We start from the raw sequence: 24207 nt of genomic DNA, 5'->3' as shown, positions 1-24207 counted from the left end.
GACCATGCAACCTCCCGTGCCCTATGACCCTCATGCGGCGGTGTCGATCCGCGGCCTCGTCAAACGCTTCGGCGCGAAGACCGCCGTCGCCGGGCTGTCCCTCGACATCCCGGTCGGCTCGTTCTACGGTCTGGTCGGTCCGAACGGCGCGGGCAAGACCACGACGCTCAACATGGTCACCGGTCTGCTCACTCCGGACATGGGCGGCGCGTCGATCTTCGGCGTCGACGTGTGGCGCGACGTCAACGCGGCCAAGCGCATGATCGGTGTGATGCCGCAGCAATCCCAGATCTTCGACCGGCTCACCGGCTTGCAGCTACTGGTGTACGCGGGCATGCTGCGCGGCATGCAGTGCGCCGAGACCGTCGCCCGTGCGCGCGACCTGCTCGCCGCGTTCGACCTCGTCGATGCGGCCGACAAGATGGTCGTCGACTATTCGACCGGCATGGTCAAGAAGATCTGCCTCGCCTCGGCCATGATCCACAGTCCGCGTCTGCTCGTGCTCGACGAGCCGTTCGAATCGGTCGATCCGGTCTCCAGCGCGAACCTGAAGGACATCCTCGCCGAATACGCGGCCACCGGCGGCACCATCATCATCTCCTCCCACGTCATGGCTCTGATCGAACGGATGTGCACGCACGTGGCGGTCATCAACCAGGGAAGCGTGTGCGCGGCCGGCACCGTCGCCGAGGTCGCGGCCGGCATGGACCTCGAGGATCGGTTCCTTCAGCTGGTCGGCGGACGCCACGCCGCGGCCAGACTTGACTGGCTCGACGGTTCGATGGGCGCACAGGAGCCGGGAGTCGGACGATGAGCGAGATCGCCGCAGTCGTCCGCCTGCGCTGGATCCTTACCATATCCGTGCTGCGCCGCTCCGTCCTGCAGACCATCGGCTTCGCACTGCTGCTGACCATGGGGGCCGGCGCAGTCGTCGTCATGATCGTGTTCGCGGCCCTGCTCGGCATGCCGCAGTTCGCGGCGGATCCTGATTTCGTGCCTGGACTGAACGCCCTGCTTGTCACGATCGGGGCCATCGGCATGGTGTTCGCCGTCATCGTCCAGCTCATGCTTCTCGGCGAGGGATCGGCACTGACCCCGCAGCGCTTCGAACTGTACGGCATCCGCGACTCCCGATTGCTGTGGGCGCTCATCGCCGCCGGACTGACCGGACCGGCCGCGATCATCGCCTTGTGCGCCCTTGTCGCTCTGGCGTTCATTTATCGCGCAATCGGTTGGGGCGTCGTGCTCGCCGGCGTTCTTTCGGCGCTGCTCGTCGTCATCACGACCGTTCTCGTCGGCAAGACGGTCATGTCGCTCGCCACCACGCTCGTCACCACGGCACGCGGCCGTGCGACGTTCTACATCATCGTCATCGTGGGGTTCATCGCGGCGACTCAGCTGCCGGCGCTGATTCTTCCGCAGGACGGTTCAGGCAGATCGCAGTCCACCCTCGGGACGTTCTCCGCTCTGTCCCGACTGCTCGCATTCACCCCGTTCGGCGCCGCGTTCCAGCTGCCGTTCGACGTCATCGCCGGCGCGTGGCTGCCGCTCGCGATCCGTCTGATCATCCTCGCCGTCGCATGGGTGGTCTGCTTCTATGTCTCCATGTGGTGCCTCGGACGTCAGCGGCACATGCGCGGTGCCGACACGTCCAGCAAGGTCAAGGCCGGTCTGGGTGATTTCGCCCGTATGCCGGACAGCGTGTCCGGAGCCATCTCCGCACGACTGTTCACCTATCTCAAACGCGACCCGCGTCAGGCCGTGCTGTTCGTCATGCCGCTCATCATGGTCGTCATCTTCACCCTGCAGTCACGTACCGCGGGCACCACGTTCCTCGCATGGCAGACGCTCATCTGGCTGGGACTGTTCATGATGATGGTCGAAGGCAACGGTCTCGCCTACGACGGCACCGGATTCGCCATGGAGGTGATCAGCGGCGTCAGAGGAATCGACGACCGTCTGGGGCGCATACGCGTGCTCGTGGGATTCGTCGTCATCTACATGCTCGCACTCGCCGCCGCACTATTCGCGTTCACCGGGGACTGGCGCACGCCGGAGGGAATCGCGATGGGACTGGGCTGCCTGTTCATCGGCATCGGCGTCGCGTTCGCCGCGCTCGGACTGGCCGAGATCGTCTCGACCCTGCTGCTCTACCCGGTTCCCGATATCGAGCGTCCCTTCTCCACGCCGCAGGGACGCGCCGCCGCACAGGGCGTGTTCCCGTTCATCCACATGTTCGGCACGGTGTTCGTCATGCTGCCCGCCGGCATCGTCGCACTCGTCACGCTCGTCATGCACACGTTCGGCGCCCCGGGCGCCACGATGGCCATCGCCGTGGCCGCGATGGTGAATGGAACGGGTGCTCTCGCGCTCGGTACATGGCTTGGCGGTAAGCTGTTGGATGCGCGCGCGGTCGGCATCCTCGGCACGTTGGACGAGTTCGCCTCCCTGCAGAAGTAGGGGAAGCGGCGGTAGGACCGTACGCCGCGCGGCGATCCACACGTATGCGTGTCCCGGAACGCGGGGGGCGCGGAAGGGGGAGGAATGAGTCGGAGCAACGGCCGGCAGATGGGCCATCGCGTCATCGTGTGCGCGCTGTGCGTGGTGCTGACGGCCGTGCTTGGCGTCGGATACGCCGTTGCGGACGCCGCCGACGCCGTCCCCGGACTGCTGACGATGCGCGGCGTCGCCACGCGCTCCTACCCGGATCCGTCCGCCGCCAGGGCAGCCGGCACGGTCTCCGGCGATGTCGACCTCGACGACGGTGACATCGACAAGGCAGCGGTCGCCCGCCTGATCGACGAACTTGGCAAGACCGAAGGCATCGGCACCGATTTCTCGGTCGCCGTGGCGGACGCGCGGGGCAACGTGATCGCCGAACATGAGATGAACACGTTGCGCGAGCCGGCGTCGACCACTAAGACACTGACCGCGTATGCGGCCGCGAACACGCTGGAGATGGGATCCACGCTCGACACCGAGGTGTATCTGACCCGCACCGGCGACGACCCCACGATCGTCCTCAAAGGCAACGGCGACATGCTTCTTGGCGCCGGCGACAACGATCCCACGCATATCAACGGCCGTGCGGGGCTCGCGACCCTCGCGGACAGGACCGCCGCCGCGCTTCGCAAGCAGGGCGTCACCCGCGTCGCGCTTGCAACGGACGACTCCCTGTTCGGCGACGACCGCACTCCGTCGAACATCATCGAGAACAACGCCGAACACCGCTATTACACGGCCATCTCCTCGATGGCCATCGACGGCGGACGCGACTGGACCGGACTGGAGAGCCAGGACCGGGACTCCTTCACCGAATACCCGATCCTGTCCGAGCATCCGGCGATTGACGCGGCGAACACGTTCAAAACGCTGCTGTCCGCACGAGGCATCACCGTCACCGACTCCACCGACGTGAGCGGGCAGAAGCCGTCCAACCGCATCGCCTCGGTCAGTTCGGCACCGCTCAACGAGGTGATGGCGTTCATGCTGCGCCACTCCGACAACACGCTGGCCGAGCTCTTCGGACGTCTGACCGCGTTGAAGCTCGGCACGGGCAACTCCATCGCCGGAGACGTCAAGGCCGTCGAACGTGTGCTGAAGGACGGAGACATCAGCATCGAAGGCATGACGCTGAGCAGCTGCTCCGGACTGGCTCCGGGCACGCGCCTGACCGTGAGGACGCTCGTTGAGGTGCAGTCGAGACTCGTCGATCCGGATGATGGCGCGGCAGCGGCGCTCGAGGGACTGTCGGTGCCGGGACTGGTCGGCACCGCCCGCAGCCGCGTGGCCGATCAGTCCACGCGCGGATTGATCCGCGTGAAGACCGGCTCGCTGGACAACGTGCGATCCCTGGCCGGCAACATCTCCCTGAGCAAGGGCGGTGTGCTCGCCTTCGCGGTGATCGTCAACAATCCGGTCAACGCATGGGAGGCCAACAAGGCCGTCGACAGTTTTGCGGCGGGACTGGCCAAGCTGTAGGTCGTCCGTCAAGTCGTCCGGTCGCTCGGTAGCTCGTGTAAATACTCGGAATCCATTCAGGTTTTCCTCAGAAACACGTCATTCGCGTGTGCCAAGATGGTTGGCATGCGAATCGCTGACGTACAAGACGACATCGACCACGAGCTGGTCAGCAAAGAAGAGATCCAGAGCATCATCAACCATGCCGCCGCACAGGCGAGCGAGGACTACCGTGGCAAGAACCCGCTGGTCATCGCCGTGCTCAAGGGCGCGGTGAACACGATCGCCGCATTCTCGCAGGCGCTGTCCATTCCGTGCCAACTTGATTTCATGAGCCTGTCGAGCTACGGCTCGGGCACCGAATCAAGCGGCATCGTGACGATTCGTCAGGATCTGTCGACCGATGTTCGCGGTCGGCACATCCTGATCGTCGAGGATATTATCGATTCAGGCCATACGCTCGCGTGGCTGGTCGGGGAGCTGAAGCGCCGCGGGGCCGCATCGGTCGAGATCTTCGCGTTGCTCGAGAAGCCGGCCCGCCGCGAGGTGGATGTGCATGTGAAGTACAAGGGCCGTGAGATCCCCGACGAGTTCGTCGTCGGATTCGGTCTGGACTACGACGAGCGTTACCGCAATCTCGATTCGATCGCGGTGCTGAAGCCGTCAGTATACCAAGGAGAACAGGCATGAGCTTCCCTCAGGGGCCGGGGCAGCCGAACAACCCGAACAACGGGAACGGCAACCCATTCAACAACCCGTTCCGCCGCAGTAATAAGGACAACGGCAACGGGAACAATCGCAACGGCGGCGGCACCGGGAACGGCAACAGGCCGTTCTGGCAGTCGCCGTGGTTGTGGGGCGCGGTCATCGTCGTCATCGTCGCTCTCATGTTCCAGATGTTCACGGGCACCGGCGCGCAGACCATCGACACCAAGGACGGCCTGCAGCTGCTCAGGAACGGGCAGGTCGACTACGCGAAGATCGTCGACAACAAGCAGAAGGTGACGCTCGACCTCAAGGCCGACTACACCAAGAAGGACCCCGACACCGGCAAGGACCACAACTACGGTCAGAAGGTGCAGTTCTACTACACGTTCGCGCAGGGGCAGGATATCATCAAGGCCGTCGAGAGCGCCGAGCCGTCCAAGGGCTGGAGCGCCGACATCGAGCAGACCAGCATGATGAGCTACCTCATCAGCTCGATCCTGCCGTTCGTCATCTTCTTCGCCCTGTTCTGGTGGATGATGAGCCGTATGGGCGGTGCCGGCGGCATGCTCGGCATGGGCGGCAAGAAGAACAACGGCAAGCTGCTCGAAGGCCAGACCCCGACCACCAAGTTCTCCGACGTCGCCGGCGAGGACGAGGCCCTGGCGGAGGTCGAGGAGATCAAGGACTTCCTCAAGGATCCGTCCAAGTACAAGGCGCTGGGCGCGCGCATCCCGCGTGGCGTGCTGCTGTACGGTCCTCCGGGCACCGGTAAGACGCTGCTCGCGCGAGCCATCGCCGGCGAGGCGGGCGTCCCGTTCTACGCGATGGCCGGCTCCGACTTCGTCGAGATGTTCGTCGGCCTCGGTGCCTCCCGCGTGCGCGACCTGTTCGACGAGGCGAAGAAGAACGCCCCGGCCATCATCTTCATCGACGAGATCGACGCCGTCGGCCGCAAGCGCGGTTCCGGCATGGGCGGCGGCCACGACGAGCGCGAGCAGACCCTGAACCAGCTGCTCGTCGAGATGGACGGCTTCGACAACGACACCAACCTGATCATCATCGCGGCCACCAACCGCCCCGACGTGCTCGACCCCGCCCTGCTGCGTCCGGGCCGCTTCGACCGTCAGGTGGGCGTCGCCGCCCCGGACCTCGAAGGCCGCGAGGCGATCCTCAAGGTCCACGCCAAGGGCAAGCCGTTTGTGCCGGACGTCGACCTGCATATGGTCGCCGTGCGCACCCCGGGCTTCACCGGCGCCGACCTCGCCAACGTGCTCAACGAGGCGGCTCTGCTGTGCGCCCGCGCCGGCGCCCAGCTGATCGACAACCGCGCCATCGACGAGGCGATCGACCGCGTCCAGGCCGGCCCGAAGCGCAAATCGAAGGGCATGGCCCTGGACGAACTGCGCAACACCGCCTACCACGAGGGTGGCCACGCGCTGGTCGCCGCCGCGCTGCACAACACGGACCCGGTCACCAAGGTGACGATCCTGCCGCGTGGCCGCGCGCTCGGCTACACCGCCGTGATGCCGACCTCCGACCGCTACTCCCAGTCGCGCAACCAGCTGCTCGACCAGATGGCGTACGCGATGGGCGGCCGCACCGCCGAGGAGATCGTGTTCCACGACCCGACCACCGGCGCGTCCAACGACATCGAGAAGGCGACGAAGATCGCCCGCACGATGATCACCGAGTACGGCTTTTCGACGAAGCTTGGCGCCATCAAGTGGTCCGATGACGATCAGAGCTCCGAATTCAGCGGCATGGGCCCGCACAAGTACTCGAACCAGACCGCCGAGATCATCGACGAGGAGGTGCTGAAGCTGGTGGAGACCGCGCACACCGAGGCGTGGGAGATCATCAACAACAACCGTGACATCCTCGACGAACTCGTCCGTCAGCTGCTCGTCAAGGAGACCCTCAACGAGAAGGAGCTGGCCGAGATCTTCGCGCCGATCAAGAAGGCGCCGGAACGTCCGGTGTGGCTGTCCGACGACAGGCGCCCCGACTCCGATCGTCCGCCGGTCGAGATCCCCGAATCGCTCAAGCGTTCGGTCGGCATGAAGCCGGGCGAGTGATCGAGACGAGTGATCGGACGATGACGAGCACGAACCCGGATTACCGCGGTTATGACGAGGAGGGCGTGCGCCGTGCCGTACGCCTCTTCCTCACCTCCATCGGCGAGGACCCCGATCGCGAAGGACTCGTGGAGACGCCGGACAGGATCGCCCGCGCCTGCCGCGAACTGTTCGCAGGCCTCGGATCCTCGCCCGCGCAGGTGCTGGAGAAGCACTTCGACGTGGACACCGACGAGCTCGTGCTCGTCAAGGACATCGAGCTGTATTCGGTGTGCGAGCATCATCTGCTGCCGTTCCATGGCGTCGCTCACGTGGGGTACATCCCCGCCAAGGACGGCGTGATGGGACTGAGCAAGCTCGCACGGCTCGTCGAGGTGTATGCGCGTCGCCCGCAGGTGCAGGAGCGACTCACCCAGCAGATCGCCGACGCGCTCGTCGAATACGCGGGCGCGCGTGGCGTGATCGTCGTCACCGAATGCGAGCACCTATGCATGTCGATGCGCGGCATCAAGAAATCCGAGGCGCGCACGGTCACCTCGGCCGTGCGCGGGCTGCTGCGCAATCCCGCCACGCGTTCGGAGGCGATGAGCCTCATCATGAGCCGGTGAGGGCGCGCCGCACAGGCGGCTACAGGTGACGGGCCGACTCGCAATCCATGGAATCGCAATCACACGAAGGGGGACATCATGGTTGATCTGCGAGCCTTGCACGATACCGATCGCACGCTCGTGATGGGCGTGCTTAACATCACCGAGGACTCGTTCTCGGACGGAGGCCTCTGGCTCGACCCGGTCGCGGCCGCGAACCACGGGCGGGCGATGATCGAAGCCGGTGCCGACATCATCGACATCGGCGCCGAATCCACGCGCCCAGGCGCCAAGCGTGTCTCCGAAGCCGATGAACTGACGCGCATCACCGGCGCGGTCAGGGCGCTCATCCCCGCCGGAGCGACCTTGTCGATCGACACCACGCGCGCCTCGGTCGCGAAGGCCGCGCTCGACGAGGGCGCGCAGATCATCAACGACGTCTCCGGCGGCACGCTCGACCGGGAGCTGCCGCACGTCGTCGCCGATCACGACTGCCTGTACATCGTGCAGCATTGGCGCGGCTGGCTCGCCGGATCCCACGGCACAACCCCCGACGCCGACACCTCGCACTACGAGCACGGCGTGCTCAACGACGTGCGCGACGAACTCATGCGCCAGGTCGACGACGTGCTTGCCGCCGGCGTCGACCCGAAGCGCGTGATCATCGACCCGGGTCTCGGCTTCTCCAAGCCCGGCATCGAACACAACCTACCGCTGCTCGCAGGCCTCGATACGTTCCGCGCCACCGGTTATCCGGTGCTCATCGGCCAATCGCGCAAACGCTTCGTCACCGCGATCCTCACCGATGCGGGCATCGACGGCGCGGACGGGGCCGGTCCCGACATGGCGGCGCGCGACGACGCCACCGCGGCGCTGAGCGCACTCGCCGCCGAACACGGCGCATGGGCGGTGCGCGTGCACGACGTGTCGAAATCCCGTGCAGCCGTGGCCGTGGGCAACGTGTGGCGACAGTACGCGGGACAGTACGCGAATAGACAGTAATCGTAAGTAAAGGAATTCGATGGACATCATCCGACTGACCGGTGTGCGTGCGAACGGCACGCACGGTGTGCTCGACTTCGAACACGAACGCGCCCAGCCGTTCATCGTCGACGCCACGCTGCATCTCGATCTGACCCGTGCCGGGCGTACCGATGCGCTCGGGGACACTGTCGACTACGGGAAGGTCGCCAAGGCCATCGTCGATGTCATCGAAGGCGATCACGTCGATCTCATAGAAAAACTCGCGCAGGAGATCGTCGATCGGGTGTTCGCCGTCGACGCGGCGATCCGCGAGGTGGAGATCACCGTGCACAAGCCGCATGCGCCGATCACCGTGCCGTTCGATGACGTCGCCGTCACGATCGCTCGCACGCGCGAATCGGATGCGGGGGATAATGGTGACGGACAGGATGCGTCGGACAGCGTCCATCGCGCGGTGGTCGCGCTCGGCGGCAATCAGGGCGATGTCGCCTCGACGCTGCGTGACGCCGTGCGTCGCATCGACGCGTTGGACGGTACGCAGGTCGTCGGCGTCTCGCCCCTGTACCGCACCGCCGCATGGGGCATGCCCGACGGCACACCCGATTTCCTCAACGCCGTGGTCGAGGTGACGACCACGCTGCCCGCATCCCGTCTGCTGCGCGAGCTGCTGCGTATCGAGGCCGATCACGGCCGCACACGCGACACGCATTGGTCGAACCGCACGCTCGACCTCGACATCATCGACTACGACGGCATCGAATCGGATGATCCGGACCTGACCCTGCCGCATCCGCGCGCATGGCAGCGGGCGTTCGTGCTCGTGCCGTGGGCCGCGCTGGACCCCAAGGCCGATCTGCCCGGCATGCACGGCGGTCCGGTGCGCGAGCTTGCCGAAGGACTGCTCGCCGAATCCGATCCGGACAGGCCGCCGGTCACACTCGTCTCGAAGGATTGGATGGGGGCGGAGCCGGCTGGAGTGTCGACGGATGCATCGGCGGACGCGTCGGTGCAACGTTCGTCGCGGACCGTCGTCGATGCCGGTGACGGCGCGATGATCTCCAGCAGGGCCGTGATCTCGATGGACTCGACCTCCACCGACGCCGAACGACTGTTCCGCGAGGCGATCGTCGCGATCGACGGACTTCCCGGCAATCAGGTCGAAGGCATCTCGCCCCTGTACCACGTGAGTAACTTCGACGGACCGGACGCGATGTCCGCGGTCATCCAGATCGAGACCAGACTTGGCGCACGTGCCCTGATCAGCGCGCTCGGCACCATCGAGCAGTCGCATGGCAACGCCATCGACCTCGATCTGGTCGACATGGACGGCGTCGAATCCGACGAGCCCGACTGCCGCGTACCATGGCCCACGGCTCGTGAACACGCCTCCGTACTCGCCCCGTGGATGGACATGGATCCGAACGCCACGCTTGGCGGAGACCCGGTGTCGTTCCTGCTGGCGATGGCACCCGACGCGGCGCGCGTCGGCATGCTGTCCGACAACTGGATTCTGGGAGGAACCACTCGATGAGCGCAAAACGTACACCGTGGTGGCAGCCCGCCCTCGCCCTTGCGCTGGGAACGGTCGCCGGAGCGGTCGTCGCGGAACTGGGGGAGCGCTTCAATCTCACGCTGATCGGCGCCCCATGGTTCGTGGCCGCGCTGCTCATCGCCATCGGCATCATCGTGCTGATCCTCGCGTTGAACGTGCACAAGTACGCCACCACGGATCCACGCAAACGCCCCAGCACCTTCATCAACCCGCGGCTCGCGTTCGACACGCTGGTGCTGTCGAAGGCGCTCGCGCTGGCCGGTGCGATGCTCGCCGGATGGTACGGCGGGCAGATCATCCCCACCATCGGACACATCGAGGCGGACTTCTACTCGCAGGCCGTGATCGAATGCGCGGTGACGGCCGTGGTCTGCCTGATCGACATGATCATCGGACTGGTGGGGGAGTGGCTGTGCCAGCTGCCGCCCACCGAAGGCCCGGAGAATCCCAAGATGAAGAGGGCCGAGAGGGAGCGCGGCGTCGCCCCCGCCGCCGCCAAGACCGTGCGCTAGACGAATCAGTCGCGCGGCACTCTGATCATCGCCTCCTGCGCGATCGCCGCAACCAGTTCGCCGTCACGCGAATACACCTTCGCCAATCCCAGTCCGCGGCCGTGCGCGGCGGTCGGCGTATCCTGCACGTACAGATGCCACTGGTTGATGTCCACGTCGCGGTACCACCACATCGAATGGTCGATCGACGCGTAGGAGATACCGGGCGTCGAGATCGACAGGCCGGCGCGGCGCAGCACCGGCTCCATCATTACCTGATCGCAGCCGAGCGCCAGCATCGCACGGTGCATGAGCTGCGGCACGTCGACCTCGCCATCGGCCTTCATCCACACCATCTGCTTGCCGGAATCGGCCGCCGCCGACTCCTCGTCCGGCCCCAGCATGATCGTGCGCGTGATATGGCGGATATCGAACGGCGACTTCTTCACGTAGTAGTTCGCGAACGGCGACTTGCCCGCGTACGGCTCCATCAGCTCCTTCGCGCTGGTGAGCGATTCCGGGTCGGGCAGATCGGTCGGCATCGGATCGGCGAACTCCACACCGGTCTGACCTGCGATCTGGAATGATGCGATCGCCGTGAGGATCGCCCCCTCCGCCTGCGTCACGTTGACACGTCGGGCGGAAAAGGACCGGCCGTCGCGCAGCTTCTCGACGTCGAACAACAGATCCTGACGGATATCTCCCGGAGCGACGAAATAGCCGTGGATCGAATGCGGCAGACGATTCTCCGGAACCGTCTTGGCCGCGGCCATCAGCGACTGTGCGATGACCTGGCCGCCATAGACGCGACCGGTGGGGAAGTACAGGCTCTCGCCGTTGATGTACGTATGATTGCGATACCCCGAGGGTTTGCCCAGCTTCAGCACCTTCACCAGATGTTCCAACGGCGTAGTGGCTTCGTCAGTCATGTTTCGTCCCCCTAGCTTGCAGATTACGTTGCCGTGTTCGATTGCATGATGCCCACACTGTAACGGTTCGGCGTTAAGCGGGCCCCAGACGATTGTAACGGGAGTGTAAGCGGTGTGAACGGCAGATTATCGAATACGGGAGTGCGAATATGGTAAGGGCTCCCTTGCGGGAGCCCTTACCTGTTTTCGGCTCCCCTTGTCAGGGGAGCCGGACTGTTCATTCCAGCCCCCTCTGACGAGGGGGCTGTCAGCGAAGCTGACTGGGGGAGAGAAAGCCGGTATGCATGTACTAGCGCGTCAGCTTCCTGTGCAGGCGGTGCGGGCGGGCCGCATCCTCGCCGAGGCGGGCGACGCGGTTCTCCTGATACGCCTGGAAGTTGCCCTCGAACCAGTACCACTTGGCCGGGTTCTCGTCATCGCCCTCCCACGCGAGGATGTGCGTGGCGACGCGGTCAAGGAACCAACGGTCGTGGGAGATCACCACGGCGCAGCCCGGGAAGCCAAGCAGCGCGTTCTCGAGGCTCTCGAGCGTCTCGACGTCGAGATCGTTCGTGGGCTCGTCGAGCAGCAGCAGGTTGCCGCCCTGCTTCAGGGTCAGGGCCAGGTTCAGACGGTTGCGCTCGCCGCCGGAGAGCACGCCGGTGAGCTTCTGCTGGTCGGAGCCCTTGAAGCCGAAGCTCGCCACGTAGGCGCGCGTCGGCACCTCGACGCCGGCCACCTCGATGAAGTCGAGACCGCCGGAGACCGCCTCCCACAGGTTCTTGTTCGGGTCGAGACCCTCACGATTCTGGTCGACGTAGCTGATCTTCACGGTGTCGCCGATCTTGAGCTCGCCGGACGTGAGCGGCTCCAGACCGACGATCGTCTTGAACAGCGTGGACTTGCCGACGCCGTTCGGGCCGATCACGCCGACGATGCCGTTGCGCGGCAGCGTGAAGCTCAGATCGTCGATAAGCACGCGATCGCCGAACGCCTTGTGGATGTGGTTGGCCTCGAGCACCAGCGAGCCCAGACGCGGACCGGCCGGGATCTGGATCTCGGAGAAGTCGAGCTTCTTGTTGTTGCGGGCCTCGGCCTCCATCTGGTCGTACCTTTCCAGACGGGCCTTGTTCTTGGCCTGACGGGCCTTCGGCGAGGAGCGCACCCAGTCGAGCTCGTCCTTCAGGCGCTTGGCGAGCTTCGCGTCCTTGGCGCCCTGAATCTCCATACGCTTGGCCTTGGTCTCCAGATACGTGGAGTAGTTGCCCTTGTACGGGTACAGGTGGCCGCGGTCCACCTCGCAGATCCACTCGGCCACGTTGTCCATGAAGTAACGGTCGTGGGTGACGGCGATGACGGCGCCCTTGTACTGGTGCAGGAACTGCTCCAGCCACAGGATCGACTCGGCGTCGAGGTGGTTGGTGGGCTCGTCGAGCAGCAGCAGGTCCGGGGCTTCGAGCAGGAGCTTGCACAGGGCCACGCGGCGGCGCTCGCCACCGGAGCACACGGAGACCGGGGTGTCCGGATCCGGGCATTGCAGGGCGTCCATCGCCTGATCGAGCTGGGAGTCGAGATCCCAGCCGTTGGCGGCGTCGATCTCGGTCTGGAGCTTGCCCATCTCGTCCATCAGCGCGTCGAAGTCGGCGTCCGGGTTGGCCATCTCCTCGCCGATCTGGTTGAATCGGGCGACCTTCTCCGCGATCGGGCCGAACGCCATCTTGATGTTCTCGCCGACGGTCTTGGTGTCGTCCAGCGGCGGCTCCTGCTGCAGGATGCCGACCGTGTAGCCGGGGGTGAGCGTGGCCTCGCCGTTGGAGACATGCTCGACGCCGGCCATGATCTTCAGGAGCGTGGACTTGCCCATGCCGTTGGGGCCCACCACGCCGATCTTGGCGCCGGGCAGGAAGCTCAGCGTCACGTCATCGAGGATGACGCGGTCGCCGAACGCCTTGCGGGCCTTGATCATTTGGAATACGAATTCTGCCATGAGTTGCAGCTGCTCCTTACAAAGGTTGGAATTCCGCCGTTTCTTTGGTCTGTGCATGCAGATTGACACAATACGGATTGACGCATGCGGATTCGACGGTCGCTGTCCGTCGGTTGCGTTGCCGTCATCTCGCCTTGTCGTCCGCGTCCATGCGGCGCGTGTCCGCATAGCGGTCGATTCCATGCCAAACCACCGCCCACCATGGTAACGGAAGGGCTGGAATGGCGGGGGTGTGACTGTCGGTGGCGGGGTGCCGTACGTTTGCCCGGGTGTTTTTGTGGTTGTATCCGAGCAAACGTACGTTAACAGATACCTACCGTACGTTTATCCGGAAGAGATGGAGGAATACCCGGACGGACGTACGCCCATAGTCGGGGTTGTCTTTGGAACAATACAAGAGCTCGCCCAAAGAGAATCCAGTCGATGTAGGGTAATGGCGAAGCGGCGACGGGGGAGTGCGTCAGCCATCGTTGACGTCATCATGTGATCGTTTGGCACCATGCCGCGCCTGGACGGACAATCGGAGTGAAGATGGCCGCCATTGTCAGTCGTGTGGGTTGTGTTTGTGTGAGATCACCGCCACGGCATCGACAGCCATGAATTGTACAGACGCACGGCGTTGAGCGAACGTCCAAGCATCGCGATGGCCATCGACAGCGCACGTGAACGTGGAGAAATCGCCGGTGAGCTACCGGAGAGCCTGATGGACATGTCAGGCGATCTGGGCCGGCCGCCATCATCCGCGACATGCGGCCGCTCTCGGAATCGGACATCGTTGCCGTCGTGGACGAGCTGTTCCTGCCATTGGTGCGCTATTACGAGGTTCAGGGCGGCGGTACGATGAAGTGACGGGTAACCAGAGCGGGAAGCGGAAACAATACCGGCGAAATGGGGGCGTATGAAACCGATCGGACAGGTGGAACCGTCGAAGCGGAGGACGGTGGTCATCTCCGGGGCGGAGAGCGTGGTGTGCTTCCTCGGATGGGTGGTCGTCTTTGCTTTGGGATCTGATCGTCCCGTGCCACCGGGGTTCTGGAAGCTTGTCGTGCTGGTCGGGGTCCTGCTGGTCGTCCAGTTCCTGTACGTGCGTCGGCTGTTGGCGGACATGCTATTGGCACAACCGACGTTCCGCCGTAACGAGGTGATGTTCGCCGTGGCGGGTGTGTCACTTGCCGTCCTGACGGGATGGTGGTGGCATACGGATTTCACCGGGATGGCCGGCGTCATCTGGCTTGTGGTGGTGGCCGTGGTCGGACTCGTATACGGCACCGTGCTATGGACGGTGAACCGTACGTTTGTCCGGGTGTTTTGCGGCCGTATCCGGGCAAACGTACGGTGAGTGCTCGTTACCGTACGTTTGCCCGGAAAAGATGGGGGAATACCCGGACGAACGTACGGTAGGTATCCGTCAACGTACGTTCGTCCGGAAAAGATGGGGGAATACCCGGACGAACGTACGCCCATGACCGGGGCCACCATCGGGGTCGGTCATGGGCGTACGTCTACGTCGGTTACGTCGGCTATGCCGACTGGTCACTCGCCGTCGCCGATGGCGCGCAATACGTTGACCATCTCGATGGCGCCGAGCGCGCAGTCGAAGCCTTTGTTGCCGGCCTTGGTGCCGGCGCGTTCGATGGCCTGCTCGATGTTCTCGGTGGTGATCACGCCGAAGAGCACAGGCACGTCGGAGTTCAGCGATACCTGTGCGATGCCCTTCGCGGTCTCGTTGCACACGAGATCGTAGTGGGAGGTGGATCCGCGGATGATCGCGCCGAGACAGATCACCGCGTCGTAGCGGCCGGTGGACACCATGCGCTTGGCCGCGATCGGGATCTCGAACGAGCCGGGCACCCACGCCACGTCGACGTTCTCGTCGGCCACGCCGTGACGGCGCAGACCGTCCTGTGCGCCGGACAATAGCTTCGAGGTGATGAACTCGTTGAAGCGGGCGACGACGATGCCGATGCGGATCGGCGCGTTCGCTGCGCTTCCGGTGAGAGTGGTGGTGTTCGCGACCAGCTGGCCTTCGAATACGGTCATGTCAGTTCTCCTTGGTGATTGTTGCAGTGGTGGTAGGGATGATTGTGGTGGTAGTGGTTGCAGGAACGCCCAGCAGGTGCCCCATGCGCCGTTGTTTGGTGGACAGGTAGTTCGCGTCGAACGCGTTCGGTGGGATGACGATCGGCACGCGGGATGCGACGGTGACGCCGGCGCGTTCCAACTGACCGATCTTGTCCGGGTTGTTCGTCATCAGGTCGACCGATGCGATGCCGAGATCGCGCAGCATGGCCGCCGCCGTGTCGTATTCGCGCGCGTCGGCGGGGAAGCCGAGCTTCAGGTTCGCGTCGAGCGTGTCGAAGCCCTGCTCCTGCAGCTCGTAGGTGCGCAGCTTGTTGAGAAGCCCGATGCCGCGGCCCTCCTGACTTAAGTAGAGGATCACGCCGCGGCCGACGTCGGCCACGCGGCGCATCGCCTCGTGCAGCTGCGGACCGCAGTCGCAGCGCTGGGATCCGAACACGTCGCCGGTCATGCACTGCGAGTGGATGCGGCACAATACGGGCGGGATCGCCGCCGCCGTATCGGATGCGCCGGAGACGCCTTCCGCGCCGGCCATCGCGGCGAGGATGTCGTCGCCCATCACCAGCGCCACGTGCTCGCCGCCGTTCTCGGATTCGTAGCCGACCATCGTGAACCGTCCGTAGTCGGTGGGCAGATCCACCTGTGCGACGCGTCGCACCGTATGTGGGAAGGCGTGCGTGCGCCGGTACTTCTGCAGCTGGGCGATCGTGATGTACGCGAGATCGTGCTCGGCGGCGAACCGTTCGAGATCGCCGCGTCGCATCATCGTGCCGTCCTCCTTCATCATCTCGCAGCACAGGCCGCACGGCTCGAATCCGGCCAGTCGAGCCAGATCGACGGTCGCCTCGGTGTGTCCGTTGCGTTCCAGCACGCCGCCCTCGCGCGCCACCAGCGGGAACATGTGACCGGGACGGCGGAAGTCCTCCGGCCGCGTATTCGGGTCAATGCAGGCCAGTGCGGTCAGCGAACGGTCGCGTGCGCTGATGCCGGTGGACGTGGTCACGTGGTCGATGGATACGGTGAACGCCGTGTGATGGTTGTCGGTGTTCGTGGCGACCATCGGCGCCAGTTCGAGGCGGTCGGCCATCTCGGCGCTCATCGGCGTGCAGATGAGTCCCCGGCCGTGCGAGGCCATGAAGGCGATGTTGCTCGGCGTGGCGTAACGGGCGGCGCAGATGAGATCGCCCTCGTTCTCGCGCCCCTCGTCGTCCGCCACGACGACGATGCGTCCCGCCCGGATGTCACGGATCGCGCGTGCCACCGCCTGATCGGTGTTCGTGTGATTGGTGTTCGATGAAGTCATGTGTTGTCCTTTGGTCCCTGTGGTCCTTTGATTCTTTGTTGTCGTCCGTGTGAGCGTCAGAAGCCGTGCTCGATGAGGAAGTTCTCGGTGATCGCCCCGGATCCGCCGGATCCTTCCCTGTTGGCATCGCCGCCGCGCGACGGCAGTGCCAACAGTCGGTCGACGTATTTCGCGATCGGATCGGTTTCGAGATTGACGATGTCGCCGACTCCGCGCTCGGCAAGCACTGTGTGCGAGGCGGTGTGCGGGATGAGGGAGACGCCGAACGCGGTCTCCGTGACGGTCGTCACCGTCAGACTGATGCCCTCGACGGCGATCGACCCCTTCTCGGCGATGAACCGCATGAGCCCGTATGGCGCGCGGATCGTGTAGGCCTTCGCGATGCCGTCGGGCGTGATCGACTCGATCACGCCGGTGCCGTCGATGTGCCCGGAGACGATGTGCCCGGAGAAGCGGCCGTCGGCGGGCATCGCGCGCTCCACATCGACATGGTCGCCGCGCCGTAAGGTTCCGAGGGAGGAGCGGCGCAGCGTCTCGTGCATCACGTCCGCGGTGAACGCCGTGCCATGCACGGCCGTCACGGTCAGGCATACGCCGTTGACTGCGATGCTTTCGCCGATGACCGTCCGATCGGTCACCACCACCGGCGAGTCGACGGTCAGGTGGGCGAAATCGGCGCCGCGATCCAATCGCACGACCGTGCCCAGATCCTCAACGATTCCCGTGAACATACTCGACACCTCCCTCGATGACGATGTCGCTGCCCACCGTGGCGACGGTGCGATCGATGATGCGGAAGGCGTCATCGGGAGCCTCGACCCCCTCGCCACCCACCGGACCGGGGGCGTTCCGTCCGCCGAACAGCTTCGGCGCGACGTAGGCGCTCACCTTGGACACCACATGATCTCGCAGCGCCGACCACGCCAGCGTTCCGCCGCCCTCGATCATCACGCTGTCCAATCCGCGCTCGCCGAGTGCCCTCACGATCCCGGCGACGCTCACATGGCCGTCGCCGTCAGCGTCCACGCGAAGGATCTCGCATCCGGCCTCACGGTAGGGGAGCGTGCGTTGCCCGTCGTCGACCGCCGTGGCGATGATCGTCGGCGTCTCGCTCGCGGTGGCGACGATCATCGCGTCGATCGGCGTGCGCAAGTGGGTGTCGCACACCACGCGCATCGGATCGTGACCGCCGTCGATACGGCAGGTGAGCTGCGGATCGTCCGCCAGCACGGTGCCCACGCCCACCATGATCGAGGCGAACCTGCCGCGATCCTCGTGCACGCGATGGCGCGCATCCTCGCCGGTGATCCAACGGGAAAGGCCGGTCGAGGTGGCGATGCGGCCGTCCAGCGTCATCGCGTATTTGAGCATGACGAACGGCGTGCGCGTGGTGATGAAATGAAGGAAGATCTCGTTGAGCCGGTCGCACTCGTCCCGCAATACGCCTTCGACGACATCGATGCCGGCGTCGCGCAGCTGACGCACGCCCTTGCCGGCCACCAGAGGATTCGGGTCGGGAGAGCCGACCACCACGCGGGCCAGTCCCGCATCGATGAGTGCCTTGGAGCACGGCGGCTGCTTGCCGGTATGGCAGCAGGGCTCCAACGTGACATAGATGGTGGCGCCGCGAACGTCGACGCCCGCCTGTTTCGCGGCCTCAAGCGCGGCGCGTTCGGCATGCCAGCCGCCGAAATGATCATGATGACCGGTGGCGATGATCTCGCCATCGCGCACGATGACGGCGCCCACCATCGGATTCGGGTTGACTCTGCCCGCTCCGAGCCGTGCGTGGCGCAACGCCACGGACATGAAGTCCCTATCGTCCATGAGTCCCCTTTCCTTGCTCGATAGGGCATGTCCAGGGGTGTGTTTCATGGGGGAGGACATGGCTCGCCTGCCACAAGACGTCCGCGCGACCCTCCCGAAACGCAAAAACCCTGAAATCCATTGGATTTCAGGGCATCGATCATGAGAGTACGCGCGAACGTCGGCCGACATCCGCATGTCTTCCGCAAACTTCTTCCATCCAGACTATGACTGTCGGTACCGGAATCTCACCGGTTCGGCCGCGCGATCGCTCGCGAAGCTAGCGGACTGTACCGCCGATCGGGAATTTCACCCTGCCCTGAAGATGCGTATTGATTTATCAGAGCACGACTATACAGGTGACCGTCCTCCGGACCGGGGCCGTCTCGGAATGCGGAATAGCCGTGCATCGGCTTGATACGGCGATTCGCCGTGATATAACGGTTCGCCGGCGCGGCGCTCGCCGTCGGCATAATCTCAGCAGGTATGGTCGTGGACAGGAGGGGTCGGCGACGGAAGCCGGGCTCCGACACATCGAAACATCGAAAGGAGCATATGATGACCGATTCCACGACGATCACGCAGCACGACGAATCCATTGAACGTGCCGACTGGCTGGCATGGCGGCGTCAGCGTGAGGAGGGGCTGCGTGCGCCGTACGGATGGCTGTCCCAGACCGGACTGTACTGGCTGCAGGCGCTCGGCGGATTCAGGGCGGTCGTGGCGGGCATCAGTGGCGAATGGCTGTTACAGGATGGCGAGGTCATGTTCACGCCGCAGCCGTCCGTGGAAAGCGGCAGGAGTGCCGACAGTGCTGGCGACCAGTCCAACGCACTGACGCTGGTGGATGCCAGGGGCGATCGCGCGCCGATCACCGGCCCAGTGCGCGTGCCGAGCGACGCCACGGCGAACGGATCGTACGTCGAAGCCGGGCAGATCCGCGCCGCGGTGATCGAACGTGGCGGCCGATTCGGCATCCGCGTGCGGGACCCCGAATCGAAGTTCCGCCGCGAGTTCACCGGTATTCCGACCTACGACTTCGATCCGGACTGGCGGATCGAGGGTCGGTTCGAGCCGTACGGCGAGTCGCAGGACACGGTGGTGAGCACCCGCGTCGAATGGCTGACGAGCACGCTCGAGGCCATCGGCGTGGTGCGCTTCGAGGCGCAGGGCGTCGAACAGCGCCTTATCGCCTTCGACGGCGGCGTGAAGGACGGCGTCCGCGAACTGTTCATCATCTTCCGTGATCCCACCAACGGCGACACCACCTACGGCAGCGGCCGGTTCCTCAACGCGACGGTCGCCGCGGATGCGAACGGAACCGACGGCGGCGCGTCGGACGTGTTGCTCGACTTCAACCGTGCCTTCAATCCGCCGTGCGCGTTCTCGCCCTACTGCACCTGTCCATTGGCCCCGGCCGAGAACACCGTGACCGTCCCCGTCACCGCCGGAGAACGCCACTGAGAGACCGGCGGCGTCCGTCAGCGGCTCTCACTCGGCCCGGCGGCCGCGGTCACGGATGAACAGGGATGCGACGAGGCAGATCGCGCACACGATCGCCACGTCGCGGAACGAGACTCGCATGCCGAGGGTGGATGCGGCGGCCTTGTCCATGCCGTCCGCGGCGGCGCTCGCGGCGTGCGTGTTCATGATGGTGATGAGCAGGGCGATGGCCATCGCGCCCGAGGTCTGACGCATCGTGTTGTTCATCGCGGTGCCGTGGGGGATGCGCCCGCCGGGCAATTGATTCAGCGCGGCGGTGACCAGCGGCATCGAGCTGAACGCGGAGCCGGCCAGCAGCACCGTGAAGTAGAGTGCGGGCTGCCACACCGGCGTGTGCTCGTTCATCGTGGCGAGCATCGCGGCCGCGGCGGTGAGCAGAGTGAAGCCGATCAGGGCGATCGGGCGTCCGCCGATACGGTCGTACAGACGGCCGGCCACCGGGTTGAGCAGGCCCATCACGATGCCGCCGGGCATCATGATCAGACCGGATTCGAGCGCGTTGACGCCGAGATCGTTCTGCAGGTACAGCGGCAGCACGTTCTCGATGCCGATGAACGAGGCGAATCCGATCACCGACACGGTCAGGCACAGCGAGAACATCGGAATCGTGAAGATGCGGAAGTCGAGCATCGGCTGTTCGAGCCTGAACTGACGAACGATGAGCAGCGCCAATCCCACGACGCCGATCGCAAGCGAGATCAGCACCGTCACGCTGGCCCACCCGGCCTTGCCGGCGTCGGAGAAGCCGAACAGCACGCCGCCGAAACCGAGCGTGGAGAGCACCACGGAGAGCACGTCGATGTGCGGCCGCGTCGGCTCGCCCACGTTGTACACGGTGAACCATGCGGCGATCAGCACGCCGCCGGCGATGATCACGAGGATCGCGAACATCCAACGCCAGCTGAGCCATTCGACCAGCAGTCCGGAGACGGTGGGGCCGAGCGCGGGCGCGAAGGCGATGACCATGCCGAACATGCCCATCGCCTGACCGCGGCGTTCGGGCGGGTAGACGCGGAACAGCACGGTCTGCAGCAGCGTCATGAGCACGCCCGCGCCGCACGCCTGCAGGATGCGTCCGGCCATCAGCAGCGCGAAGCTCGGCGCCAGCGCGCAGGCCAGCGATCCGGCGAAGAACATGCCCATCGCGTAGCCGAACAGCTGGCGCGTCGTGAAGGTCTCGATGAGGAACGCGGTGATCGGGATCATGATGCCGTTGGTGAGCATGAACCCGGTGGTGAGCCATTGCACGGTGCTGTTGGGCACGTCGAATTCGCGCATCAGCGTGGGCAGTGCGGAGATCATCAGCGTCTGGTTGAGTACTGCGGCGAACGAGCCGATCATCAGCGTGACGATCATCGCCCCCGTGTTGGGGTGCGCGTCGGGGTGTGTTGTCGTATTGGGTGAGTGGTGGGCCGAACTCATGAGATACTCCATCCTTCGTCTGATCGGCATCTTCGTCCAAATCGCATGAGGGACCGATCGAACTTGTAAGCCCAGGCCTTGCGCGATGTGATCCGTAGCGATTGAACCGTATGGCATTGTAGTATCGTTGTGAAAGCGGGGCATATGGACTCCTCAAAGTCCGACGATCGCCTGTATTCATGTCGATTGTATGTGTCGATGGCGGTGTTGCGGATGGGGGAATCCGGCGATGGCCGCTCCGTGATGGACGAAGGGGTTATGAAGATGTATGGCAGTGAGCATATGGGTAGCGTCGATATCAATGAGCGTGTCGACGATCTGACCGCCGACGAGCTGATCGAGGATAGGCCTCTGAAGCGTTCGGTCTGGATAGGACTGGCGTTGTTCGCCGTGTCGATGGCCATTCCGGGTGCTTCCCGGACCGGCGGCTGGCCGATTTCCGAATTCGTTTCGGCGGTGGGCGCCTGGTGTATCGTCATCCCTCTGATCATGGTGTCGTGGCATCAGTTCCGCACCAAGCGGCATTTCGGGGTGATCCTCCATCTGGTATGTCCCGTCATCGGCGCGATCATGGTCGCCGCGCGTGTGGTGCTGGTGCCTTTGGGCGTCTCGCCGATCTTCCTCAACGTGTGGTCGATCGGTGGCACGTTCCTGATCTTCCCGCTGGTCCAGCAGTTGATCGATCTGCTTTCCGGCAGTGTGGATATGGAGAACGGTGGCCGTCAGGTGCGGTATCAGGAGTAGTCATCGGCGGTTGGGCTGCTGTCGGCGGTCCGCCGATGTGGGCGTTTGGGCGGCGTTGATCGGAAAGCGCGTTGACGTATGCATTCCGTAAGCGTGATGTGTGTCCGGCAGCACGCGAATTTATTGTGGAAGATGGATGATATGGGTGTGATCGGAGAAGCGGCGATGGGTATGGGTGACGTCGGAACAGATGTGATTCATGGGAACGTGATTCATGGGAACGCAAGTGACGGTACCGAAATTGACCGTATCGAAACCGTTGCGGATGGTGCGACGGACGACGTCCCTGCGATTTCCACACGTCATCTGACCAAACGATACGGCAGGGCGCGGGGCATCGAGGACGTGAACCTTAACGTGCGTCAGGGCGAGATCTTCGGCTTCATCGGACCGAACGGGGCGGGCAAGTCGACGACGATCCGCACATTGCTCGGCCTGATCCGCAAGACGGGCGGCGAGGCGTCCATCCTCGGCCTCGACTGCGAGAAGGACCGCACGCGCATCCTCGAGCAGGTGGGATACCTGCCCAGCGAGGTGTTCTACTACGACGGCATGCGCGCCCGCGACCTGCTCGCCTACGCGGCCGGCTTCTACCGCACGGACTGCACGGCGCGCATCCGCGAGCTGTCCAAACGGCTCGGGCTGAACCTCGACCAGAAGGTCGAGGACATGTCGCTCGGCAACCGCAAGAAGGTCGGCATCGTGCAGGGACTCATGCACTCGCCGAGGCTCATCATCCTCGACGAACCGACCAGCGGCCTTGATCCGCTCGTCCAGCGTGCGTTCTTCGACCTCATCCGCGAGGAGAACGCCCGCGGCGCCACCGTCCTGTTCTCCTCGCACATCCTCTCCGAGGTGCAGCGCATCTGCGACCGCGTCGCCATCATCCGCGAAGGGCACATCGTCGCGGTCCGCAGCGTGGCCGACATGCGCCGGTCCGCGGTCAAGCGCGTGACGCTCGCACTGGAAAACGATTGCGCGTCCGCGGTGCACGCGCTCGAATCCACGCCCGGCGTCAGGTCGCTGAAAGCGGGAGGGGAAGACGAGGAAGGGAATACCGCCACGTTCCTCTACGAGGGCGACTGCAACGCGCTCATCGCGGCGCTCGCCGGCATGAGGCTTACGGATGTGGAGATCGCCGAGCCGACGTTGGAGGAAGTGTTCATGCATTACTACCAGTCGGAGCCGGTCCGATGAGTGCGCCCATGGTAGGCGCGCCCGCACTGCACGTCTACGCCTTCGAGCTGAAGTCCCAGCTTCGTTCGCTCCTCATCGGCGTGGCGACTCTCCTCATCGTCACCATCCTGCTGCTGGCCGGTGCCTATCCGATCTACCGCGACTCCAAATCGAGCGTTGAACAGGTGATCGACGGATTCCCTCCGCAGTTCGCCGCACTGTTCGGCGTCAACGACGACGTATTCTCCTTCGGAGGCTTCTACCGGTTCAGCTCGCTCTACCTCATGCTGACCATGGCGATCATGGCCTGCGCATGGGGATTGGCGATCTTCGGCCGTGAGAAGCGAGCCAAGGACGCCGACTTCCTTTTCGTCATGCCGATATCGCGAATCGCCATCTATCTGGCCAAGCTCGCGGCCGGGCTCACGCTCGTCATCGTCGCCGGACTGGCATTCCTCGCCTCGGTGGCGCTGACCTACACCCGGTTCGGCGACGACCCCACCGCGACGTCCATCGCCCTGCCGCGCCTACTGCTCGCCGCCTCGTCACTGTTCGGCGTGGGGCTGCTGTTCCTCGCCATCGGAGCGCTGACGGCGGTACTTCTAAGGCGCATCCGCAGCGTGTCCGGCATCGCGACCGCATTCGGCATACTCGGATTCATGCTCGTCTCCCTGCCCGAGATGACCGGCGAGGACAAGTACCGCATCGTCGCCCCGTTCACCTGGTTCAACGTGTCCGAAGCGCTCGACCACGGACGTTACGAGGCGGGCTATGTGGCTCTGTTCGCCGTGATGGTTCTCGTCTGTCTGGTCGCCGGCGCCATCATGTACGTATCCGCCGGGTTCGGTTCGCTGCCAACGAAGGAGGATCCGCGAGCATGAACGACCACATTCGCATTGACCATAACCGCATCGTCATCGAC

At 64.6% G+C, this 24207-nt stretch carries 21 protein-coding genes and 1 riboswitch; of the genes, 14 read left to right on the top strand and 7 right to left on the bottom strand.

All coding sequences use genetic code 11. From position 1 onward, the window contains the following. Window positions 1-4: 4 nt before the first annotated feature. The 9 genes from EMB92_RS04100 (at window position 5) to EMB92_RS04060 (ending at window position 10378) form a co-directional block, all read left to right on the top strand. Window positions 5-814, top strand: coding sequence for an ABC transporter ATP-binding protein (locus EMB92_RS04100; protein WP_150393848.1), 810 nt, complete (start codon window positions 5-7; stop codon window positions 812-814). Continuing rightward, window positions 811-2460: an ABC transporter permease gene (locus tag EMB92_RS04095; protein WP_150393847.1), complete on the top strand. Its 1650-nt coding sequence runs from the start codon at window positions 811-813 to the stop codon at window positions 2458-2460. Before EMB92_RS04100 ends, EMB92_RS04095 begins: the two co-directional genes overlap by 4 nt. Before the next feature lie 84 nt (window positions 2461-2544). Beyond that, a complete protein-coding gene (locus tag EMB92_RS04090) occupies window positions 2545-3981 on the top strand; it encodes a D-alanyl-D-alanine carboxypeptidase/D-alanyl-D-alanine-endopeptidase (RefSeq protein WP_150393846.1) in 1437 nt (478 codons plus the stop codon). A gap of 96 nt (window positions 3982-4077) precedes the next feature. Further along, window positions 4078-4650 (top strand): hypoxanthine phosphoribosyltransferase, encoded by a 573-nt coding sequence (gene hpt / locus EMB92_RS04085; RefSeq protein WP_043164883.1) that lies wholly within the window; start codon window positions 4078-4080, stop codon window positions 4648-4650. Then, window positions 4647-6743, top strand: coding sequence for an ATP-dependent zinc metalloprotease FtsH (gene ftsH / locus EMB92_RS04080; protein WP_150393844.1), 2097 nt, complete (start codon window positions 4647-4649; stop codon window positions 6741-6743). Before hpt ends, ftsH begins: the two co-directional genes overlap by 4 nt. 20 nt (window positions 6744-6763) lie before the next feature. After that, the gene (gene folE / locus EMB92_RS04075; RefSeq protein WP_150393843.1) at window positions 6764-7351 is read left to right on the top strand and encodes a GTP cyclohydrolase I FolE; all 588 of its coding nucleotides are present in this window, start codon (window positions 6764-6766) and stop codon (window positions 7349-7351) included. A gap of 78 nt (window positions 7352-7429) precedes the next feature. Further along, window positions 7430-8332 (top strand): dihydropteroate synthase, encoded by a 903-nt coding sequence (folP, locus tag EMB92_RS04070; RefSeq protein ID WP_150393842.1) that lies wholly within the window; start codon window positions 7430-7432, stop codon window positions 8330-8332. 19 nt (window positions 8333-8351) lie between these two features. Continuing rightward, window positions 8352-9845 (top strand): 2-amino-4-hydroxy-6-hydroxymethyldihydropteridine diphosphokinase, encoded by a 1494-nt coding sequence (folK, locus tag EMB92_RS04065; RefSeq protein WP_150393841.1) that lies wholly within the window; start codon window positions 8352-8354, stop codon window positions 9843-9845. Next, complete coding sequence (locus EMB92_RS04060) at window positions 9842-10378, top strand: DUF3180 domain-containing protein (RefSeq protein WP_043164887.1); 537 nt, start codon at window positions 9842-9844, stop codon at window positions 10376-10378. The genes folK and EMB92_RS04060 overlap by 4 nt, the downstream gene beginning before the upstream one ends. Window positions 10379-10383: 5 nt before the next feature. On the opposite strand, the gene EMB92_RS04055 is transcribed toward EMB92_RS04060, so the two are convergent. Further along, entirely contained in the window at window positions 10384-11286 is a 903-nt protein-coding gene (locus EMB92_RS04055; protein WP_150393840.1) for an acyl-CoA thioesterase, read from the bottom strand. Between the two features lie 289 nt (window positions 11287-11575). Then, entirely contained in the window at window positions 11576-13252 is a 1677-nt protein-coding gene (ettA, locus tag EMB92_RS04050; protein WP_150393839.1) for an energy-dependent translational throttle protein EttA, read from the bottom strand. A gap of 898 nt (window positions 13253-14150) precedes the next feature. On the opposite strand from ettA, the gene EMB92_RS04045 reads away from it, so the two are divergent. After that, the gene (locus EMB92_RS04045) at window positions 14151-14591 is read left to right on the top strand and encodes a hypothetical protein (protein ID WP_150393838.1); all 441 of its coding nucleotides are present in this window, start codon (window positions 14151-14153) and stop codon (window positions 14589-14591) included. Between the two features lie 194 nt (window positions 14592-14785). On the opposite strand, the gene ribH is transcribed toward EMB92_RS04045, so the two are convergent. Genes ribH through ribD form a run of 4 tightly spaced genes read right to left on the bottom strand, consistent with a single transcriptional unit; the run spans window position 14786 to window position 18461 of the window. Further along, window positions 14786-15292, bottom strand: a complete 507-nt coding sequence (gene ribH / locus EMB92_RS04040) for a 6,7-dimethyl-8-ribityllumazine synthase (RefSeq protein ID WP_150393837.1) — start codon at window positions 15290-15292, stop codon at window positions 14786-14788. 1 nt (window position 15293) lies between these two features. Then, a complete protein-coding gene (gene ribB / locus EMB92_RS04035) occupies window positions 15294-16634 on the bottom strand; it encodes a 3,4-dihydroxy-2-butanone-4-phosphate synthase (RefSeq protein WP_150393836.1) in 1341 nt (446 codons plus the stop codon). A gap of 56 nt (window positions 16635-16690) precedes the next feature. Then, complete coding sequence (locus EMB92_RS04030) at window positions 16691-17365, bottom strand: riboflavin synthase (RefSeq protein ID WP_150393835.1); 675 nt, start codon at window positions 17363-17365, stop codon at window positions 16691-16693. Next, a complete protein-coding gene (gene ribD, locus EMB92_RS04025; protein ID WP_150393834.1) occupies window positions 17346-18461 on the bottom strand; it encodes a bifunctional diaminohydroxyphosphoribosylaminopyrimidine deaminase/5-amino-6-(5-phosphoribosylamino)uracil reductase RibD in 1116 nt (371 codons plus the stop codon). Before ribD ends, EMB92_RS04030 begins: the two co-directional genes overlap by 20 nt. Window positions 18462-18644: 183 nt before the next feature. Then, a riboswitch (FMN riboswitch) is annotated at window positions 18645-18771 on the bottom strand. 227 nt (window positions 18772-18998) lie between these two features. Here ribD and EMB92_RS04020 point away from each other — a divergent pair. Further along, a complete protein-coding gene (locus EMB92_RS04020; protein WP_190973546.1) occupies window positions 18999-19904 on the top strand; it encodes a DUF1684 domain-containing protein in 906 nt (301 codons plus the stop codon). 27 nt (window positions 19905-19931) lie between these two features. Here the strand turns inward: EMB92_RS04020 and EMB92_RS04015 are convergent, their stop codons facing one another. Further along, window positions 19932-21365, bottom strand: a complete 1434-nt coding sequence (locus EMB92_RS04015) for an MDR family MFS transporter (protein WP_190973545.1) — start codon at window positions 21363-21365, stop codon at window positions 19932-19934. Window positions 21366-21563: 198 nt separating this feature from the next. On the opposite strand from EMB92_RS04015, the gene EMB92_RS04010 reads away from it, so the two are divergent. The 3 genes from EMB92_RS04010 to EMB92_RS04000 all read left to right on the top strand — a co-directional run bounded on the left by EMB92_RS04010 (window position 21564) and on the right by EMB92_RS04000 (window position 24166). Further along, complete coding sequence (locus EMB92_RS04010) at window positions 21564-22109, top strand: hypothetical protein (RefSeq protein WP_150393831.1); 546 nt, start codon at window positions 21564-21566, stop codon at window positions 22107-22109. 345 nt (window positions 22110-22454) lie between these two features. Continuing rightward, complete coding sequence (locus EMB92_RS04005) at window positions 22455-23306, top strand: ABC transporter ATP-binding protein (protein WP_223847553.1); 852 nt, start codon at window positions 22455-22457, stop codon at window positions 23304-23306. After that, window positions 23303-24166 carry an ABC transporter permease subunit gene (locus tag EMB92_RS04000; RefSeq protein ID WP_081887202.1) on the top strand — a complete coding sequence of 288 codons (864 nt, stop codon included), beginning with the start codon at window positions 23303-23305 and terminating at the stop codon, window positions 24164-24166. The genes EMB92_RS04005 and EMB92_RS04000 overlap by 4 nt, the downstream gene beginning before the upstream one ends. Window positions 24167-24207: the final 41 nt, after the last annotated feature.

It is taken from the genome of Bifidobacterium callitrichos (assembly GCF_008698085.1).
In the GTDB taxonomy this organism is placed as follows: domain Bacteria; phylum Actinomycetota; class Actinomycetes; order Actinomycetales; family Bifidobacteriaceae; genus Bifidobacterium; species Bifidobacterium callitrichos.
This window is presented reverse-complemented; position numbering and strand designations above follow the sequence as displayed.

What these genes read in the sequence shown, in the direction of transcription:
- EMB92_RS04015 (WP_190973545.1), bottom strand. Translation starts at nt 21,365, where the DNA reads ATGAGTTCGGCCCACCACTCACCCAATACGACAACACACCCCGACGCG.
- folK (WP_150393841.1), top strand. Translation starts at nt 8,352, where the DNA reads ATGGACATCATCCGACTGACCGGTGTGCGTGCGAACGGCACGCACGGT.
- EMB92_RS04010 (WP_150393831.1), top strand. Translation starts at nt 21,564, where the DNA reads ATGGCGGTGTTGCGGATGGGGGAATCCGGCGATGGCCGCTCCGTGATG.
- EMB92_RS04055 (WP_150393840.1), bottom strand. Translation starts at nt 11,286, where the DNA reads ATGACTGACGAAGCCACTACGCCGTTGGAACATCTGGTGAAGGTGCTG.
- EMB92_RS04060 (WP_043164887.1), top strand. Translation starts at nt 9,842, where the DNA reads ATGAGCGCAAAACGTACACCGTGGTGGCAGCCCGCCCTCGCCCTTGCG.
- folE (WP_150393843.1), top strand. Translation starts at nt 6,764, where the DNA reads ATGACGAGCACGAACCCGGATTACCGCGGTTATGACGAGGAGGGCGTG.
- ftsH (WP_150393844.1), top strand. Translation starts at nt 4,647, where the DNA reads ATGAGCTTCCCTCAGGGGCCGGGGCAGCCGAACAACCCGAACAACGGG.
- EMB92_RS04020 (WP_190973546.1), top strand. Translation starts at nt 18,999, where the DNA reads ATGACCGATTCCACGACGATCACGCAGCACGACGAATCCATTGAACGT.
- EMB92_RS04090 (WP_150393846.1), top strand. Translation starts at nt 2,545, where the DNA reads ATGAGTCGGAGCAACGGCCGGCAGATGGGCCATCGCGTCATCGTGTGC.
- ribB (WP_150393836.1), bottom strand. Translation starts at nt 16,634, where the DNA reads ATGACTTCATCGAACACCAATCACACGAACACCGATCAGGCGGTGGCA.
- EMB92_RS04100 (WP_150393848.1), top strand. Translation starts at nt 5, where the DNA reads ATGCAACCTCCCGTGCCCTATGACCCTCATGCGGCGGTGTCGATCCGC.
- EMB92_RS04030 (WP_150393835.1), bottom strand. Translation starts at nt 17,365, where the DNA reads ATGTTCACGGGAATCGTTGAGGATCTGGGCACGGTCGTGCGATTGGAT.
- ettA (WP_150393839.1), bottom strand. Translation starts at nt 13,252, where the DNA reads ATGGCAGAATTCGTATTCCAAATGATCAAGGCCCGCAAGGCGTTCGGC.
- hpt (WP_043164883.1), top strand. Translation starts at nt 4,078, where the DNA reads ATGGTTGGCATGCGAATCGCTGACGTACAAGACGACATCGACCACGAG.
- EMB92_RS04045 (WP_150393838.1), top strand. Translation starts at nt 14,151, where the DNA reads ATGAAACCGATCGGACAGGTGGAACCGTCGAAGCGGAGGACGGTGGTC.
- EMB92_RS04000 (WP_081887202.1), top strand. Translation starts at nt 23,303, where the DNA reads ATGAGTGCGCCCATGGTAGGCGCGCCCGCACTGCACGTCTACGCCTTC.
- folP (WP_150393842.1), top strand. Translation starts at nt 7,430, where the DNA reads ATGGTTGATCTGCGAGCCTTGCACGATACCGATCGCACGCTCGTGATG.
- EMB92_RS04095 (WP_150393847.1), top strand. Translation starts at nt 811, where the DNA reads ATGAGCGAGATCGCCGCAGTCGTCCGCCTGCGCTGGATCCTTACCATA.
- ribH (WP_150393837.1), bottom strand. Translation starts at nt 15,292, where the DNA reads ATGACCGTATTCGAAGGCCAGCTGGTCGCGAACACCACCACTCTCACC.
- ribD (WP_150393834.1), bottom strand. Translation starts at nt 18,461, where the DNA reads ATGGACGATAGGGACTTCATGTCCGTGGCGTTGCGCCACGCACGGCTC.